Origin of the sequence: Roseateles sp. DB2, assembly GCF_051857535.1 — a bacterium.
Taxonomy (GTDB): domain Bacteria; phylum Pseudomonadota; class Gammaproteobacteria; order Burkholderiales; family Burkholderiaceae_C; genus Roseateles_B.
In genome coordinates this window covers 16,615-33,725 of record NZ_JBPZGY010000016.1, presented here as the reverse complement: position 1 = coordinate 33,725, position 17,111 = coordinate 16,615, and the positions used below count along the sequence as shown (strand labels likewise).

The following is a 17,111-nucleotide window of genomic DNA, read 5'->3' as shown; positions in this document are numbered from 1 at the left end:
CTCCTCAAGCAGGCGTCAATGGCAGGTACGGTCAGAAATGAACCAGCGTTTCGGTGTAGGCCACGGAGCCCCGTGCACCTTCGGTGCGCGCAATGACGCGATAAAAGGTCACGGCCGTGGGCACGGTGATCGTCCCCTGGCCGGTGAATACACCGCGGTCCATGGAGAGGGCATCACTGGTAATCAAGGGAATGACACAAGGACGGCTGCTGCCACCGCGCCCCGCCATGCTGCAAAGGCGCGTCACCACGTACTTCACGACGACGCCGTCCTTCAATTCCTTCTTGGCGACCTTGAGACATTGGCGCGTGGCAGAGGTCGTGGCCTTGCCACAATCGTTCCCGTCCCAGTCCACCAAGGACACCGGGTGCGCATCGCTGGTCGTGGTGTCCATGGGCGCCAGGTTGGTCACTGCGGTAGCGTAGTAACCGTTCTCGACATCGTTGTTGTGGAGGCTCGCAGGCGGCTGGGAGAACAGCCAGGTTACCGCCGCCTCCGAGCCGGCAGAGGCGGCTGACAAGGCGTCCTTGCGGAATCCAAGATTGCCCAAGGTCAGCATGCCGGTATCCACAGAACGCACGAGCGCCACGGCGCCAAGCGTGAGCACCGCCAGCGCAATCAGCGCAAACATCATGGAGGCGCCACGTTGACGTCGGCTCCGCAGGGACAGGCTCTTCAGATTGCGTATGGACTTGACCATGTTCGGGCATCCATTCAAGTGCCGGCAGGCGCCGGGGCTGGTTCGGGAGCCGGCGCCGGGGCCGGCTCGGTAGCGGGCGTCGGCGGGGGAGGCACGGTGAGGTCCGAGCGCCACAGCTGGTTGCGCATAGGGGACACAAGGTCGAACAGCTTGTAGCGGTAATGCTTCCAGCTGGCGTCGCCAGCCACAGGATTGAGCTTGATGCACTTGCTGTCGCCGCAATCCACGGCGCCCGTGACGGTGATGCCCGTTCCCACATCCCACACGGGCTCGGTCGGGGTGACTTCTTCCTTCTCGAATTGGTCGCTGCGGGCCAGCACGGCCAGGCGAACCGACTTCACGCGCGCCCAGCCGGCAGCGGTGGTGGGCGTCGTGGTGTCATAGACGTCCACGATGCCATCGTCATCGGTATCGCGGCCGTAGAAGGCCTTGAGGTCGACAATGCCTGTCTGGATGACCTGAGTCGTGCTGGTGCGCCGGGCAAGGTTGTACCGCGTCAAGGACAGCTGGTACTGCGATGTGTCCTTGCCAGATGCATTCTTGGCCGGAGCGACCGAATAGGTCTCCATCTCCAGCTCACCGAGGTTGATCACGTACTGCTTGTCCTCCGCCTTGGCCAGATCGCCCGTACCGTTCCAGGGCGTGTCCGGCGTGCGAGTGATGTCACGCTGGCTGGCCCCCAACCCCGAGGCTTGAAACACCGTGCAGGAACCCAGTCCGACAGCGGGATCCGCTGGCGGCGTCACCACGGCCAACAGGTCGTTCACAGCCATGCCCAGGGTGGAAGTCACGATCAAGGTGGTCCTCACCGAGCCAGTGGCGACGGTGGGATCAAACAGCGGAGCCTTGACCTTGGCCGGCAAGGAGAACCCGGCAGCCGTGCTTCGCATCAGGGCGATGGTGCTGGGCTTTCCGTCAGCGTCCGGGGTGATGCGAACCGGTTCCAGGTGGGTAGGCGCTCCGGCCAGGTCCACGCCCACGGCATAGCGGGCCCTCAAGGTGCAACCAATGCCGCTGACGTCGGTGGTCAAGCCATAGCCAGCGTCCTTGATGGAACGGTCCAGCTCATTGAGAGCCAGGGCCCCTGCAATCTGCGCATCATTGCCCGAGGATGAACTACGCTTCTGCTGCTCAGACCGGGCCAGGATGGTCGCGATTACCACTGTCGACAGGAGGCCGACGCCGACCCCCACCATCAGCTCGACCAAGGAGAAGCCCGCCTGCCCGCGTTCCATGCGAAGCCTGCGCGTGGACGACGACGACGACGACGTGTTCATTGTTGCCATACCATGCTCGTCCGGTACTGGTTTTCGGATTCCGTCCCCTGCTGCCACCGAATGCGGAGCTCGACCTTGCCAGGCCCCGCATCCACGGTGATCTCGGGAGCGAGATCGCCCGGCAGCGTCGTGCTCACCTTGGTGAGCCAGTCCTTGCAACGTGCATAGCTGGCACACGAGGCGGTCGCGTACTTGCTGATCATGGCGGGGTTGTCGGTCTGGATGAGACCGAAAAGGTCCGACGCCAGGTTGGCGGCATCGGCCCTGAACTTGGCCGACGATTGCGCCTTGGTCATCGCAGCCTGCAGGCCCATCAGGCCCAGCACGCCGAAAGCGAAGATCAGGATGCCAATCAGCGCCTCCAGCAAGGCAATGCCGCGACGGCTTCGCCGGCTGGTAGAGGAAATTTGACGAGGCTTCATGTCATGCTCCAGGCCCAGCTCAGGGGCAGGCGCGCGGATCGCCCGCGCTCACCTTGGGATCGCAGGTCCGGACGCTGCCGCCCGGCTCCACCAGGATGAGCAGGGTGCGCCCCGTCCCGCCGATGCGTGCAACGGTCACCTGACGGATCATTCCGACGCCCTGGACCTGCCCCAGGGCATTGAAGGTCACCTGATTGGCCTTCTTGCCGTCGGCGTCAACCGCCTCGACCGTCACCTGCGCGCCATCCTGGGAAACCTCGGAGCGGTAGGCCAGCCGCGGCTTTGCCGTGGTGGACCGCGCGGCGTTACAAGCCTTGCTGGGGCTGTCGACGCTCACCACCCAGGACATGCCCATGTCGGACAACTCGCAGTCGGCCCCCGGGACCTTGGACTTGGCGTCCGTCACCAGCCAGAAGGACATGGTGCGATTGCCTTTCAGCGCTTCCATGCGCGCCCGGTCCAGACCTGTCTTCAGCGATTCGGCCACGCCGCGCATGCGGAGGTCCTGCATCCATTCGGCCGCGCTGGGCACCACGGATGCCAGCACGAGCGCGAGGACGACCAGCGTCACCGCCAGTTCGATCAGGCTGTAGCCACGCACGAGCACGGTGCGGGCAGACGAGCGGCGAGTCAGCATTCGTCCCCCGAGACCAGCCAGCAGTTCTTGCCTGTGACGTCCGTGCCTTTGAAGGTTCGCGTGGCCATGCCGCCGGACGTCAGCACATAGACATGCCCGGCCACCGAGGTCGAACTCCCGCCGGTCGCGACGATTTCGTAGTCCTGGCCCTTGTCCGTCAGCTTGCAGCTGTAGGTGAAGCTGCGCTTGGCGGCCGGGCTGAAATCACTCCAGGCAGGAGCCGGATCCGCATTGGCACATGCCGTGCCGGTGCCGTAGTTCCGGTTGTCCTGGTAGTACTGCTCCATCTTGATGCGATAGTCCGACAAGGTTCCGGTCGCTTCCGGAATTGCTCCGCGGCGGACGTAATCCTTGTAGGACGGCAGCGCAATGCCGAACAGCACCCCCATGATGGCCACGGCAATCATCAGTTCCATCAGGCTGAAGCCGGCCTGGGGGCGGCGCGAAGAAAGGCGTGCGTAGGACATGGTTTGAGGCAGTTGATCCGGACACCATGCGCACCTGCAAAGCCGGCAGCATGGACCTGAGCCTAGTGTCGGGCGAAGCATAGACAAAGCACAGGGGCGTTTTCCACTGCGGCGCCACAGTGCCCGACCAGCGGCCGCTGGTCCCGGATGAGTGGCGAAGTCCTGTAACCGAGTGCTTACAAGTGGCGAATCAAGGAGCACATCAAGGAGCGCAACAAGGAAAAAGGCCGCCCTCGCGTCACGCGGGGCGGCCTGGCCGCAGCACAGGAGCGGGACTCAGCGCGGCAGCACGCTGGCACCCATGAGGAACTCGTCCACAGCGCGGGCCGCCTGGCGCCCCTCGCGGATGGCCCAGACGACCAAGGACTGCCCACGGCGCATGTCGCCGGCTGCGAAGACCTTGTCGACATTGGTCGCATAGCCCCCCTGGGCCTCGGTGCCGGCCTTGGCATTGCCGCGCGCGTCCTTGTTGACGCCGAAGGCCTCCAGCACCGGTGACACCGGCGAGACAAAGCCCATGGCCAGCAGCACCAGGTCCGCCTTCAGCACCTGCTCGGAACCCGGCACCTCGACCATCTTGCCGCCCTGCCACTCGACACGCACCGTCTTGACGCCGGTGACCTTGCCCTTCTCACCCAGGAATTCCTTGGTGGCGATGGCGAACTCGCGCTCGCAGCCTTCCTCATGGCTGGACGAGGTGCGCAGCCTGTAGGGCCAGTACGGCCAGGTCAGCGGACGGTCCTCTTCCTCCGGCGGGCGGGGCATGAGCTCGAACTGCGTGACGCTCTTGGCGCCGTGGCGATTGCTGGTGCCCACACAGTCGCTGCCGGTATCGCCCCCGCCGATCACGATGACGTGCTTGCCATCGGCACGCAGCTGCCCCTTGAGCTTGTCGCCAGCATTGACCTTGTTCTGCTGAGGCAGGAACTCCATCGCGAAATGGACACCCGCCAGGTCGCGCCCCGGCACCGGCAGGTCGCGCGACTGCTCGGCACCGCCGCAAAGCAACACCGCATCGAACTGCGCCTTGAGGTCCTCCGCGCTGACGGATTCCTTGGCCCAGTTGGTGACCTTGGCGTCCTCGCCCATGCTGGCCACCAGCACACCGGTGCGGAAGACCACGCCTTCGGCCTGCATCTGCTGCACACGACGGTCGATGTGGGACTTTTCCATCTTGAAGTCGGGGATGCCATAGCGGAGCAGCCCGCCCACGCGATCGTTCTTCTCGAAGACCGTCACCTCATGGCCCACTCGGGCCAGTTGCTGGGCCGCCGCCAGGCCGGCCGGCCCCGAGCCCACGACTGCGACACGCTTGCCCGTCTTCGTGGCAGCGGGTTGTGGCTTGACCCAGCCCTCGGCCCAGGCGCGGTCGATGATGGCGTGCTCGATGGACTTGATGCCCACGGCGTCGTCATTCACATTGAGCGTGCAGGCGGCCTCGCAGGGCGCGGGGCAGATGCGACCGGTGAACTCGGGGAAGTTGTTGGTGCTGTGCAGGATGGTGATGGCGTTCTGCCAATCCTGCGTCTGGCCGCGGTACACCAGGTCGTTGAAGTCCGGAATGACGTTGTTGACCGGGCAGCCGTTGTTGCAGAACGGCGTGCCGCAGTCCATGCAGCGCGCGCCCTGCTGCTTAGCCTGGTCGGCGTTCAGCGCGATGACGAACTCCTTGTAGTTCTTCAGCCGGGACGGGACGGGCTCGTAGCCTTCCTCCAGGCGCTCGTACTCCATGAAGCCGGTGACTTTTCCCATTGTGTACTCCTAATCTCTCAAGCCTTGGCGGCGGCCACAGGGGCCTTGGCGTGGGCGATGGTCTCGGCGGCTTCGCGGGCGGCATGCAGCTCGCCCAGAGCGCGGCGGTATTCGTTGGGGAAGACCTTGACGAACTTGGCACGCGAATCGGCCCAGTGGTCCAGGATGTCGCGGGCGCGCTGGCTGCCGGTCCAGCGGTGGTGGTCCTCGATCATTTTCTTCAGGATGGCCTCGTCGGTCTGGGCTTCGCCGCCCTGCTTGAGACGGTGCCAGATGGCCTTGTCCACGCCCGCCTCCTGCTCATGCGACGGCAGGATGCGGTCGAGGCTGACCATGCTGGTGTTGCAGCGTTTGGCGAAGCTGCCGTCCTCGTCAAAGACATAGGCGATGCCACCGCTCATGCCCGCGGCGAAGTTGCGGCCGGTCTTGCCCAGCACGACCACGGTGCCGCCGGTCATGTATTCGCAGCCATGGTCGCCCGTGCCCTCGACGACCGCCGAGGCGCCGGACAGGCGCACCGCGAAGCGCTCGCCCGCCACCCCACGGAAGAAGGCCTCGCCGCGGGTGGCACCGTACAGCACGGTGTTGCCCACGATGATGTTCTTGGTCGCGTCGCCCCGGAAGTCAATGGAGGGACGCACCACCACGCGCCCCCCCGAGAGGCCCTTGCCGGTGTAGTCGTTGGCGTCGCCGATCAAGTACAGCGTGATGCCCGGGGCCAGGAAGGCGCCGAAGCTCTGGCCGCCCGTGCCTTCCATCTGGATGAAGATGGTGTGGTCAGGCAAGCCCTCCGGATGGCGGCGCACCAGCTCACCGGAGAGCATGGCACCCACGGTGCGGCGCACATTGCTGACCTCCTGCATGAACTGCACCTTCTCGCCCTTCTCGAAGGCGGGCAGGCATTTCTCGATCAACTTGACGTCCAGGGCCCGGTCCAGGCCATGGTCCTGTGCGGCGCTGTGCAGGCGGGCCACGTCCGCAGCCAGGGTCGGGCGGTGGAAGACGCGGCTGAAGTCCAGCCCCCTGGCCTTCCAGTGGCTGATGCCCTTGCGGGTGTCCAGCAGATCGGAGCGGCCGATCAGTTCGTCGAACTTGCGCAGCCCCAGCTGAGCCATGATCTGGCGAGCTTCCTCGGCGACGAAGAAGAAGTAGTTCACCACGTGCTCGGGCTTGCCGGAGAACTTGGCACGCAGCACCGGGTCCTGCGTGGCCACGCCCACCGGGCAGGTGTTCAGATGGCACTTGCGCATCATGATGCAGCCCTCCACCACCAGCGGTGCGGTGGCAAAGCCGAATTCATCAGCGCCCAGCAGCGCGCCGATGACGACATCGCGGCCGGTCTTCATCTGACCATCTGCCTGCACCCGCACACGCCCGCGCAGGCGGTTGAGGACCAGGGTCTGCTGCGCCTCGGCCAGCCCCAGTTCCCAGGGGGTGCCGGCGTGCTTGATGGAGCTCCACGGCGAGGCGCCCGTGCCCCCGTCATGACCGGCAATCACAATGTGGTCGGCCTTGGCCTTGGCCACGCCAGCGGCGATGGTGCCGACACCCACTTCCGACACCAGCTTGACCGAGATGTCCGCCTTGCCATTGACGTTCTTCAGGTCATGGATCAGCTGGGCCAGATCCTCGATGGAATAGATGTCATGGTGCGGCGGCGGCGAGATCAGGCCCACGCCTGGCACGGAGTAGCGCAGGAAGCCGATGTACTCGGACACCTTGCCACCGGGCAACTGGCCACCCTCGCCGGGCTTCGCGCCCTGGGCCATCTTGATCTGGATCTGGTCGGCACTCACCAGGTATTCCGCGGTCACGCCGAAGCGGCCCGAAGCCACCTGCTTGATTTTGGAACGCAGGGAGTCGCCGTCCTGCAGCTCGTAGTCGGCCTCGATGACCTTCTTGCCGATGACGTCTGACACCTTGGTGCCCTTGACGATCTTGATGCCCTTGAGTTCGTTGCGATAGCGCGCCGGATCCTCGCCGCCTTCGCCCGTGTTGCTCTTGCCGCCGATGCGGTTCATGGCGACAGCCAGCGTGGCATGAGCCTCCGTGGAGATGGAACCCAGCGACATCGCGCCCGTGGCGAAGCGCTTGACGATCTCGGCGGCCGGCTCGACCTCCTCCAGCGGAATCGCCTTGGACGGATCGAACTTGAACTCGAACAACCCACGCAAGGTCATGTGGCGCCTGCTCTGGTCGTTGATGAGCTGCGCGTATTCCTTGTAGGTCTCGAACTTGCCCGAGCGGGTACTGTGCTGCAGCTTCGCAATGGCGTCAGGCGTCCACATATGCTCCTCGCCGCGGGCGCGCCAGGCGTATTCACCGCCGGCATCAAGCATGGTGGCCAGCACCGGGTCCTCGCCAAAGGCCGCCTCGTGCAGTCGGATGGCCTCCTCCGCCACCTCGAACACGCCGATCCCGCCGACCTGCGTGGGCGTGCCGCGGAAGTACTTCTCGACGAAGTCAGCCTTCAGGCCGATGGCCTCGAAGATCTGCGCGCCGCAGTAGGACATATAGGTCGAGATGCCCATCTTGGACATGATCTTCGACAGCCCCTTGCCCACAGCCTTGATGTAGTTGTAGATCGCCTTCTCGGCAGAGAGATTGGCAGGCAGCTCGGTCGTCATCTGGGACAGTGTCTCGAGCGCCAGATAGGGGTGAACGGCCTCGGCGCCGAAGCCAGCCAACACCGCGAAATGATGCACCTCGCGGGCCGTCCCCGTCTCGACGACCAGCCCGGCCGTGGTGCGCAAACCCTCGCGCACCAGGTGGTGGTGCACGGCGGACAGAGCCAGCAATGCGGGAATGGCCACGCGGCTCGCGCTCAGGTGGCGGTCCGTGATGATGAGGATGTTGTGACCGCTCTTGATCGCATCCACGGTCTCCGCGCACAGCGAAGCCAGCTGCGCCTCCACGCCTTCACGACCCCACTCGCGCGGGTAGGTGATATCCAATTCGTAGGGCTTGAACTTGCCGTTGGTGTGCTGCTCGATGGCTCGCAGCCTGGCCATGTCCTTGAAGTCCAGCACGGGCTGGCTCACTTCCAGGCGCATGGGCGGATTGATCGCGTTGATGTCCAGCAGATTGGGCTTGGGACCCACGAAGCTGTTGAGGGACATCACGATGTTCTCGCGGATCGGGTCGATCGGCGGATTGGTGACCTGGGCAAACAGCTGCTTGAAATAGTTGTACAGGGGCTTGTTCTTGTCGGACAGCACCGCCAGGGGCGAGTCATTGCCCATGGAGCCGATGCCCTCCTCGCCATTGGCAGCCATGGGCGCCAACAGGAACTTGAGATCTTCCTGGGTGAAGCCGAAGGCCTGCTGGCGGTCCAGCAAGGAGGTTTCGAAGCTGGCGGGCGCGGGGTCAGCCACAGGGATGCTGTCCAGCTTGACCCGGACGTTCTCGATCCACTGCCGATACGGGCGCGCGTTGGCGAACTGGGTCTTGAGCTCCTCGTCATCAACGATGCGGCCCTGCTCCAGATCGATGAGGAACATCTTGCCTGGCTGCAGGCGCCACTTCTTGACGATCTTGCTCTCGGGGATGGGCAGCACGCCGGACTCAGAGGCCAGCACGACCATGTCATCGTCGGTCACGCAGTAGCGCGCGGGACGCAGGCCATTGCGGTCCAGTGCTGCGCAGACTTGTCGGCCGTCGGTGAAAACCATGGCGGCCGGGCCATCCCAGGGCTCCATCATGGCCGCGTGGTACTCGTAGAAGGCACGGCGGCGCTCGTCCATCTGCTCGTGCTGCTCCCAGGCTTCCGGGATCATCATCATGGCCGCATGGGCGAGCGGATAGCCGGCCATCGTCAGCAGCTCGATGGCGTTGTCGAAGGTGGCTGTGTCGGACTGGTGCTCGAAGCTGATCGGGTACAGCTTCTTCAGATCGTCCCCCAGCACCGGCGACTTCATCACGCCCTCGCGGGCACGCATCCAGTTGAAGTTACCTTTGACTGTGTTGATCTCGCCGTTGTGGGCGACCATGCGGTAAGGGTGCGCCAGTGGCCACTCGGGGAAGGTGTTGGTCGAGAAGCGCTGGTGCACCAGGGCGATGGCAGAGACAGTGCGCGGGTCCGACAGGTCCTTGTAGTACTTGCCGACCTGATCAGCCAGCAGCAGGCCCTTGTAGATGACCGTGCGGCAGCTCATGCTGGGCACGTAGTACTCCCGGCTGTGCGTGAGCTTCAGAGCCTGGATGGCGCTGGAAGCCGTCTTACGGATCACATAGAGCTTACGTTCCAGGGCATCGGGCACGATGATGTCGGGGCCGCGACCGATGAAGACCTGGCGAATGATGGGTTCCTTCTCCCGCACCGTGGGTGACATGGGCAGTTCGGCGTCCACCGGCACGTCGCGCCAGCCCAGCAAGACCTGACCCTCGGCCTTGATGGCACGCACCAGCTCCTGCTCACAGGCCAGCCGGGACGCATGCTCCTTGGGCAGGAAGATCAGGCCCACGCCGTACTCGCCGGGGGGAGGCAGGGTGACGCCCTGCTTGGCCATGTCTTCGCGGTACAACTGGTCGGGAATCTGGATCAGGATGCCGGCGCCATCGCCCATCAGCGCATCCGCACCCACGGCACCGCGGTGGTCCAGGTTCTCCAGGATCTTCAGGCCCTGCTGGACGATGGCATGCGCCTTCTGCCCCTTGATGTGGGCCACGAAGCCAAGGCCGCAGGCGTCCTTCTCGTTCTGAGTCCGGTACAGCCCCTGGCTGGCCAGGGACTGGATCTCGGCGTGGTCAGGCCCTGTGATGAAAGGGCTCTGGGGGTGGCTCATCTCGACTGCCATGGCGACTCCGCATTCAAAAGGCTGTAGCTCCAGCCCTGGGGGGCCTGCGCTACGCGAATGCTGCAGCGCGGGAGGAATGCCGTGCAGATTAGTCGCCGGGCCGTTACAGGACAAGAACGATTAAATGGGGTCAGACTCTTTTATAAAGATTCTCGAGTGCACACTCCAATTTAATTAGGGACAGTCTCAAATTGCTTGCGCCGTGGACGGCCGCGCGGCCGCGGCGCCAAAGGTCGGTCTGTCTGCTTGGCCAGTTGGGCGCGAAAGGCTGCCGAGCCCAGGGGCCAGCCTCGCAGGGCAGCAGCCAGCAAGGCCTGCATTTCCTCCGCACTGCAGCCCTCCTCCATGTAACGCCGGTAATTGGCGTCACGCTCAAAAGGGGTGTTGCCCATGGCCCAGAAGCCGGCATGGTCGTGCACTAGCGGGTCCCGCACGGCACCCAGATGGTGAGCAGCACTCGACCAGGCGTAGCTTTCGGGGCGCTCCACCAAACCGGCTCGCACGGGATTGAGCTCGATGTAGCGCATGCACGACAGCAACCAGGCCGGCTCCAGAGGCGCGGCCCTGAAGCGCCCTTCCCAAAGCCCTCCGCTGCGCCCATGCCGTCGATTGAAGCGGGCCACGTAGCGGCGTCCCAGCGACTGCATCATGCGACTGAGGCTGTCAGGTGCGGGCGGTGTGGCAAGCAGGTGCAGATGGTTGTCCATCAACACATAGGCGTGGATGGCCACCTTGTGCAGGGCGGCACACTCGCGAAGGGCGTCAATGAAGGCCCGGCGGTCTTCATCGTCACGGACGATGGCTTGCTGGTCGTGACCGCGTTGGATCAGATGGTGAACCTCGCCGGGGATCGCGAGGCGGGACAGTCGGGCCATGCCGGCACTCCTGGCAGCCACAGGGCCGCATGAATCTGTCCCTAATTATTCAACAAATGCCGCCCTAGCCAAAAAGCCGCTGGCCTGTGAGCCGTTCGTGCTCCTTCAGGGCGAAGCGGTCCGTCATGCCAGCAATGTAGTCTGCGCAGGCTCGCGGATGGTCCACCTGCTCGGCAAAGTCCGGGGGGAGGTGCTGGCAATCCTGCAGATAGGCCGCGAACAGGTCCCGCAGCACGATTTCGGCGCGCTGGCGCGTCTCACGAACCTGGGCATGCCGGTACAGATTGGCGAAGAGAAAGCGCTTGAGTTCAGTGCTGGCCTGGCGCATGGGCGGGCTGAACCGGATCAGCGGCGGCGAGCGGCGAACCGCCTGCACATCGTGGGGGGCGTACTCAACCAAAGCGGCCTCGCTGGCATCGATGATGTCGTAGACCTGCTGGGACAGCATGCGCCGGATGGTTTCGAAAAGCAGGCGCTTGCCTTGCAAGGCTGGGTAGGCCGCGAGCGTCTCCCTCAGGTAGTGCTGGACCAGGGGCACGGATTCCAACTGCTCAAGCGTCAGCAGTCCCGAGCGCACGCCGTCGTCGATGTCGTGCGCGTTGTAGGCCACCTCGTCAGCCAGATTACAAAGCTGAGCCTCGAGGCTGGGCTGCCCGCCATTCAGGAAGCGCTGGGCAATCCCGCCGGGCTCGCGAGCCTCGATCTGCTCGGCGTTGCGCCGCGCACAGTGCTTGAGGATGCCCTCGCGACTCTCGAAAGTCAGGTTCAAGCCGTCGAAGGCTGGGTAGCGCTGCTCGAGTTGATCCACGACCCGCAGGCTCTGGAGATTGTGCTCAAAGCCGCCGTGCGCCTTCATGCAGTCGTCCAGAACATCCTGCCCCGCATGGCCGAAGGGCGTATGCCCCAGGTCGTGCGCCAGGGCCACCGTTTCAATGAGGTCTTCATCCAGCCCCAGACTGCGTCCGATGGAGCGGCCCAGCTGAGCCACCTCCAGCGAGTGCGTCAGGCGGGTGCGGAACAGGTCGCCCTCATGATTGAGGAAAACCTGGGTCTTGTAGACCAAGCGGCGAAAGGCAGAGCTGTGAACGATGCGGTCGCGATCGCGCTGGAACTCGCTGCGCGTGGGAGCGGCCGGCTCGGCGAAGCGTCGACCGCGAGAGGCGTTGGCATGGCAGGCATAGGGTTTCAATGACATGCGCAACGCTCTTTCCGGTTCAGGCGCAGTGCTGGCGGATGACCTCGGCGACCAGGGCGTCGGGGGCACCTCGCATCACGGCCCGCCCGAGGCGCTCAATCAGCACAAAGCGGATCTCGCCGTCCTCGGCCTTTTTGTCCACCCGCATGAGCGCCATGAAGCGGTCCACGTCCAGGGTGGCCGGCGCCTTCACCGGCAGACCGGCTCTTGTGATGAGCGAGGTCATGCGGGCAAGAAACTCAGCAGGCATCAGCCCCATGCGGACCGACAGGTCGCTGGCCATGACCATGCCACAGCCCACGGCCTCACCATGCAGCCACTCACCGTAGCCCAGGCCGGTCTCGATGGCGTGCCCGAAGGTATGGCCGAAATTGAGAATAGCGCGCAAGCCGGACTCTCGCTCGTCCTGGCCGACCACCCAGGCCTTGATCTCGCAGCTGCGCTGCACCGCCTGGGCCAGGGACTCGGGGTCCCGGGCTCGGAGTGCGTCGACGTGTTGCTCAAGCCAGCACAGGAACTCGGCGTCGGCAATAGGGCCGTACTTGATGACTTCGGCCAGTCCGGCGGACAGCTCCCGGTCCGGCAGGGTCTTGAGTGTGTCCAGGTCAGCAATGACGCGCTGCGGCTGATAGAACGCCCCGAGCATGTTCTTGCCCAGGACATGGTTGATGGCCGTCTTGCCACCTACAGAGGAATCCACCTGAGCCAGCAAGGTGGTGGGTATCTGCACAAAGGGTACCCCACGCATGTAGATGGCGGCGGCAAATCCGGTCATGTCACCGATCACGCCGCCGCCCAGGGCAAACAGGACCGTCTTTCGATCGGCCGCAGCCTGCAGCAAGGTCGAAGCGATGCGTTCGATGGCATCCCAGCCCTTGTACGCCTCGCCATCAGGCAGTACGACGGAAAGGACCTGCGCATAGCGCCCTCGCAGGCGCGCGGTGACCGCTTCCAGGTACAGCGGTGCAACAGTCTCGTTGCTGACCACCAGTGCGCAACGGGCCTTGGGCAGCCCGTCCCAGCTCCTATCATCGGCCAGCAGGCCCCTGCCAATGTGGATGTCGTAGCTGCGTTCGTCCAGGGTGATGGGGACCAGCCGGCGATCCACGGCGGCGGTACCAGTACCAGCAGGACAGGAAGGATTGGCGTTCATACCGACCGAGTGTACGGCCCACCACATCGCCCCGCCTTCGGCTGTGCCGATCTCAGGCTTGCGCCTCGTCCGGACGTGTGACCCCCACCGTGGCGGCAACCCGCTCCGAGGAAATCAGGCCAGCGAGTTCCAGCTGCATCAGCACCATATTGACCAGGGTCGCAACGGAAGGCCGGCCCACCTCGATGGTGTAGTGAGCAGTCGAGCGATACCAGGGATCTCGCTGCACATAGAGCTCACGCAACTTCTGCAGAGGATCCTTCACCTGCAGCAAGGGGCGCTGCGTGTCGTGGCGGAGCCGACGGAACAACTCCTCTGGCGTCGATCGCAGGTACAGCACGGTCGAATGCTGCCGAAGCGCCTGGCGGTTGGCCTCCCGCAGCACGGCCCCCCCACCGGTGGCCAGCACCATGTCACCTGGACGCTGCAGCAGGTCGGCAATGACCGCCTGCTCGATGTCTCGGAACCTGGCTTCGCCTTCTCGGTCGAAGAAACTGCGGATGCTTTCGCCCAACTGCTTCTCGATCTCGGTGTCGGAATCGACAAAGCGCATGCCAGCCTGTCTGGCAAGGCTGCGCCCGACGGTGGATTTGCCACCGCCGGGCATGCCGACGAGGGAGATGATCAAGGTTGCTTGATCAGGGGCAGGCCACATAACCGCCTGGGGCGGCTCCAGCAAAGATATTGATGGTCGAGAAGGTCTGCAGGCCGCTGGGCGACTGAACGGTGATCGTGATGGTGCCGCTGCTTGCCGTCGTGAAGGTGTAGTTCACCACCGAGGTAGTCGGCGTCAAGGTGTTGGGCACCGTGCCACCCACCACCGTCGCGGACATGCCTGCGGTCGCCGTTGCCGACACCACGGTGCCTACGGCCATCGGGTTGTAGAAGTTGGTGTTGGCGTCTGCCACTTCGAAGGTCAAGGACCCCGTCGTGCCAGCATTGGCCAGCGTCGTACCGCTCAGGTCATAGACAGACTTGTTTTGCACCGTGCCCGCTGCCGTGGCTGCGTAGCCGTAGGCCACCGTGCGTGCCGACGGGCAGGACCCCGCGGCCGGCCTGTAGACGCCGCTGGGAAGCGACGAACCCCAGGTCAGGCGGGCGCTGGACGTCGACCAGACCGTCTGGACAGCCGCCCGGACGAAGGCCTTGCCCCAGTTGGCAGAGCAGGTCGTGGGCTTGGACGGCACTGTCGGGCGTGCACTACCAACCGCACCGTTGGTGCCGTCGAAACGCTGGAAGGGAGCCGTCGCGGCGCTGAAGCAGGTCGACGTTCCTCCGCCGTAGGGAATGGTCTGCAGGTCGGCGGCGTAATAGCCACGGAACTTGGGATCCATGTACGGGTCGCCCAGGTCTTCGTAGTCCTCACCGGAGTTGTACTGGTTGTCGCCGTTCAGATCCAGGAAGCTTTCCTCGCCGATGGCATAGGCCAGGGTCGTGACGCGGCCGTCCCAGTTGGGAGGCCGCTGACCACCCGTGATCGAGTTGGCCGAGACTGTGGACAGCGACGTCGAGGCGCCAGTGGAAGGAGCGGTCAGCACCTGGCCCAGCGTGTTGACAAAGTTGACCACCGTCGTCGGCGGGACAGGGTTGCCCAGACGGTCCGCCACAACAGCCGTGTAGGTGTTGGTGGTGCCGTCGAGGTCGTAGCCCTCGATATTGAGCTTGAGCTGTGACAGCGAGAAGCGCGACTGCGTCGGCAGGCCCACGGCGATCGACAGATTGGCCGACACCGAAGAGAAGACCTGCGTGCCGTCGTCCGAGGTGTAGGTAGCGCGGATCGCCACCGGCGTCGGTACCGTGCCCGAGTTGACCAGCACGCGCACCTGACCATTGCTGTCCGTGGTCTTGGTGATCACGGGCAGGACACCGGCCGTGGAGGTCTGGCCATCCACAGTCAGTCCACCCACCGTGGTCGTGGGCGACAGCTTGACGGTCTTGCCGGCCAGGCCAGCGCCGTTGCCATCGTTGACCTGGAAGATCACGGTGGAGTTGGTGGGCGGATAGCCCGCAGTCGACAGGTACAGCAGCGAGGGGGACGCAGACACAAAAGTGATGCCCGCCACCGAGGGCGCTCCCAGCGGCAGATTCAGCGTGGCATTCACCGTGCTGCCCACCACCTGCAGCGACAGGGTGTCGCTGGTCTGCTTGGCACCGCAGCCCAGGTCCTGATAGGTAAAGGTGGCGGTACCCGTGGTTGTCGTGGCCGTGGTTGGCGTGAGCGTGGCCTTGGCTGGCGACTGCGCAGCGCACTGAGAGGCCAGGGCCAGTTGCACCGGCACCGAGCCTACCGTTCCGGACAGCTTCACGGTGATGATCGAAGAGCCATTGGCGGCCAGCTTGCTGCCTGACGGCACGTCAGAGGTGAAGGACTGGATGCCCACCACCGTGGCCGTCAGTTGGAAACCGACGCTGTTGGAGGTCACCGTCTGGCTGCCTACCGTCGTGGTGGCACTGACGCTGTCGGCCGCCGTCGAAGTGGCATTGGCAGGCGACAGCGTCACTGCTGCTGTGCCGGTGGCATCAGTCAGGGCGGTCACCGCGCTCAGGGCGCCAAAGCCACGCTGCGTGCTGAAGCTCACCACCTGGCCGGGGATGGCAACACCACTGCCATCCTTCAGGACCGCCGTCACCGTTGCGGGGGCCCCTGCGGTGACCGTCGCGCTCGAGAGGCTCAGCACCAGCGAGGCAGAACTGGTCGAGGTGCCCACGACGGCGAAGTTGACCTGGCTAGACAGGATGCGCGTGTTGTAGCTGATCGAGGCTTTAAGCGTATCCGCACCCGGTTGCGTCCCGGAGGTGGTCAGGACAACCACAGCATTGCCGTTGGCGTCGGTCAAGGCCTGGACCTGGTTCAGCTGCGCCAGCGTTGTGCCCAGGCTGAACGCAATGACTTGGTTCGGGATGCCCACGCCATTGGCGTCCTTCAGGCTGGCCGTCGCAGTAATGGACGACTTGGAAGTCAGGCTGTTGGAGGAGAGCGCCACCGTCAGCGATGCGGTGGAGGTGGAGGTCGCCGTCACCTGGAAGCCTCTGTTGTCACTCAGGGCCTTGCCGTTGTAGGCGACTGTCGCGACGACAGTATCCGCACCGGTGATGTCCGTGCTGACAGCAGTCAGCAGCACTCGGGCACTGCCATTGCCATCAGTGAGCGCCGTGGTCGAGCTCAGCTGAGCCAGCACACCGACACCGCTGCCAAAGCTGAAATTGACAACCTGACCAGCCACTGGCGCGCCATTGGCATCCTTCAGCACGGCAGTCACCGAAGCTGGCGAGCTGCCCGTCACATTGGGACTGGACAGCGTGACCGTCAGTGATGCTGCGCCAGAGGCTGCCCCCAGCACCTGGAAGGCCTTGTTGGCGCTCAGCGTTGTCCCGCTGTATGTGGAGGTGGCGACAACCGTGTCGGCCCCCGAGTTGCCGCTGCTGCCAGGGGACAGGACGGCCACGGCATTACCGTTGGCATCCGTCAGGGCGCTGGCGACGCTGAGGTCAGCCAGGCCGCCGGCACCGAAGCTGAAGTTCACCACCTGGTTGGGCACGCCGACGCCATTGGCATCTCGCAGCGTGGCGGTCACTGTGACCCTGGCCGTGCTGGACACCGTGGTGCCGGAAAGGCTCACGCTGAGCTGGGCGCTATTGGCGCCAGGATAGAGGGAGCTGCCAGCACTGCCGCCACCGCCGCAGGCCACCAGCCCCAGGCTCATCGTCATGGCCAGAAGTGCCATGAGCCAGCGGCCCAGGTGTTGTTGAAGGTAGTTCCTCATATCGTCAAACTCCAGCGCAGCAGATGCACATTGACCCGCACAGCTTTGATCATCAATCCAGCAGGCCGACCCA

The 17,111-nt window shown here is 64.6% G+C and carries 12 protein-coding genes; all 12 read right to left on the bottom strand.

Annotated features, from left to right (window positions below; genetic code table 11):
• Positions 1-31: 31 nt before the first annotated feature.
• The gene (locus tag ACS5PK_RS19305; RefSeq protein ID WP_439441896.1) at positions 32-700 is read right to left on the bottom strand and encodes a pilus assembly PilX family protein; all 669 of its coding nucleotides are present in this window, start codon (positions 698-700) and stop codon (positions 32-34) included.
• A 14-nt stretch (positions 701-714) separates the two neighbouring features.
• On the bottom strand, positions 715-1,986 hold the full coding sequence (locus ACS5PK_RS19300) for a PilW family protein (RefSeq protein WP_439441895.1): 1,272 nt from the start codon (positions 1,984-1,986) through the stop codon (positions 715-717).
• The gene (locus ACS5PK_RS19295) at positions 1,974-2,399 is read right to left on the bottom strand and encodes a type IV pilus modification PilV family protein (protein WP_439441894.1); all 426 of its coding nucleotides are present in this window, start codon (positions 2,397-2,399) and stop codon (positions 1,974-1,976) included. The genes ACS5PK_RS19300 and ACS5PK_RS19295 overlap by 13 nt, the downstream gene beginning before the upstream one ends.
• 19 nt (positions 2,400-2,418) lie before the next feature.
• Positions 2,419-3,036, bottom strand: a complete 618-nt coding sequence (locus tag ACS5PK_RS19290) for a GspH/FimT family protein (RefSeq protein ID WP_439441893.1) — start codon at positions 3,034-3,036, stop codon at positions 2,419-2,421.
• Complete coding sequence (locus tag ACS5PK_RS19285) at positions 3,030-3,503, bottom strand: type IV pilin protein (protein WP_439441892.1); 474 nt, start codon at positions 3,501-3,503, stop codon at positions 3,030-3,032. The genes ACS5PK_RS19290 and ACS5PK_RS19285 overlap by 7 nt, the downstream gene beginning before the upstream one ends.
• 276 nt (positions 3,504-3,779) lie before the next feature.
• Positions 3,780-5,255: a glutamate synthase subunit beta gene (locus ACS5PK_RS19280; protein WP_439441891.1), complete on the bottom strand. Its 1,476-nt coding sequence runs from the start codon at positions 5,253-5,255 to the stop codon at positions 3,780-3,782.
• Positions 5,256-5,272: 17 nt separating this feature from the next.
• Positions 5,273-10,051 (bottom strand): glutamate synthase-related protein, encoded by a 4,779-nt coding sequence (locus ACS5PK_RS19275; RefSeq protein WP_439441890.1) that lies wholly within the window; start codon positions 10,049-10,051, stop codon positions 5,273-5,275.
• A gap of 170 nt (positions 10,052-10,221) precedes the next feature.
• The gene (locus tag ACS5PK_RS19270; protein WP_439441889.1) at positions 10,222-10,926 is read right to left on the bottom strand and encodes an REP-associated tyrosine transposase; all 705 of its coding nucleotides are present in this window, start codon (positions 10,924-10,926) and stop codon (positions 10,222-10,224) included.
• Between the two features lie 64 nt (positions 10,927-10,990).
• A complete protein-coding gene (locus tag ACS5PK_RS19265) occupies positions 10,991-12,121 on the bottom strand; it encodes a deoxyguanosinetriphosphate triphosphohydrolase (RefSeq protein WP_439441888.1) in 1,131 nt (376 codons plus the stop codon).
• Positions 12,122-12,140: 19 nt separating this feature from the next.
• On the bottom strand, positions 12,141-13,274 hold the full coding sequence (aroB, locus tag ACS5PK_RS19260) for a 3-dehydroquinate synthase (RefSeq protein WP_439441887.1): 1,134 nt from the start codon (positions 13,272-13,274) through the stop codon (positions 12,141-12,143).
• Positions 13,275-13,326: 52 nt separating this feature from the next.
• A complete protein-coding gene (locus tag ACS5PK_RS19255; RefSeq protein WP_439441886.1) occupies positions 13,327-13,902 on the bottom strand; it encodes a shikimate kinase in 576 nt (191 codons plus the stop codon).
• 10 nt (positions 13,903-13,912) lie between these two features.
• Positions 13,913-17,038 carry a beta strand repeat-containing protein gene (locus ACS5PK_RS19250; RefSeq protein ID WP_439441885.1) on the bottom strand — a complete coding sequence of 1,042 codons (3,126 nt, stop codon included), beginning with the start codon at positions 17,036-17,038 and terminating at the stop codon, positions 13,913-13,915.
• Positions 17,039-17,111 lie beyond the last annotated feature (73 nt).